Annotated in this window: 2 protein-coding genes; one reads left to right on the top strand and one right to left on the bottom strand. The window is 53.2% G+C overall.

Annotation, left to right across the window (positions count from 1 at the left end):
- A partial coding sequence (locus V6D20_05240; protein HEY9815194.1) for a hypothetical protein occupies positions 1 to 336 on the bottom strand: 336 nt, incomplete at its 3' end.
- Between the two features lie 98 nt (positions 337 to 434).
- Between V6D20_05240 and V6D20_05235 the strand changes: the two genes are divergently transcribed.
- The gene (locus V6D20_05235; GenBank protein HEY9815193.1) at positions 435 to 1,220 is read left to right on the top strand and encodes a hypothetical protein; all 786 of its coding nucleotides are present in this window, start codon (positions 435 to 437) and stop codon (positions 1,218 to 1,220) included.
- Positions 1,221 to 1,328: the final 108 nt, after the last annotated feature.

The following is a 1,328-nucleotide window of genomic DNA, read 5'->3' as shown; positions in this document are numbered from 1 at the left end:
GAATGGCTTGCAAGTGGAGCATGGGGTGCAGTCGTTAGGGCACCACAGCTGGCTCTTAAAGTCGCGGTATATTTCGCGGTTCTGCAGGAACTGGTTCATGTCTACGTTCACACAGTAGCGTGATGTGGCGGTGTTGAGCTTGAAGATGCGCTTGCGCACGCCCTCTGTCAGGGTGGCCTGCACCTGGGCCAAGGAGGTCACGGTGGCGTCGCACACATTCGGAGCCTCGGCAAAGATCTCTGCGTCGGTGGATCCCTGCACGTTGGCCAGGTTGAGGATGGCCTGTGTCACCTTGTACATGGGCAGGTAGCACAGCTTCTGTTCAAAGGTGGGCACGGACTCTGTGGCGGTGCACCCCGTGCACCCCTGGCACACGGGCACTGCGGCTAGAAGGAAGGGCTTGTTGGGCATTGCGCTGCTGTTTTTTAAGTGTTGTGTATTTTTTCACGGGTGTTAAAAAAGCCATCATGTCTATTCCCTCTAGCGTCGCCATTGAAGACTTGCAGATCTTTGAGACCAAGGAAGCGTGCGAGGCCATGTTTGGGGCAGAGATGTGCGACCAGCTGGCGCAAATGCAGATCGTGGTCAACAGCCTCAAGAACAACATCCAGACCCTCATCACCGACTATGAGCGCGAGGTGCAAGAGATCGACACCACCCTGAGCAGCCGAGCCGACATCTCGCAAGCCGACTATGATGCCCTGGTGGCACAGCGGGACACCCTTCTCCGCCAGATCGAAGCCCTCCAAGTGCGACTCATTCCTGCAGTGACGTCCAAGTTGAGCACGCTGGATGCGGCTGTGGGGGCCAAGCTGGATGGCCGGGGCACAAAGCGCCGCCGCACTGGAGAGCTACCCATCAATGACTTTATAAGAGAGGGTCTCCAGAACTTGTTGAGGGAGGACGACACCGTGTTGTCTTACTTTAGCTACTATGCAACACAAGGTCAATTGCCAAATGTTGGGCAGTCTATTGTGGACTACATTTTGAGGGCGGTGGGGATACCAACAGATAGATTGAATGCTGCGGATAAGTTTAATGAAGTCACAAGGCTCGCAAATTTGGCCAGTCAGGATCCGTCTGTAAGCAATGACATGGCGGAAGAAGACATTGCGTGGTGGAACGAACAAGGTCAGCGCACAAAGGATGAACTGGACCAAGATTTTCAGGAACTTAGATTTGAAGAGGAAGAAGCTGCTGTCGCAGAAATGGACCAATAAACCTCATTTACTTACTTTATTCATTACTTTCTATTCTCTTTGCTTATATTCCGTTCATCGTTTCTTGCAGCACTCTGCGCCGCTGGCTGTGACGTGCTTTTTGTACCC

The organism is Candidatus Obscuribacterales bacterium (assembly GCA_036703605.1).
GTDB lineage: Bacteria > Cyanobacteriota > Cyanobacteriia > RECH01 > RECH01 > RECH01.
Note: the sequence above shows the minus strand (reverse complement) of the source record. Positions and strands in the feature narration are given on the sequence as shown.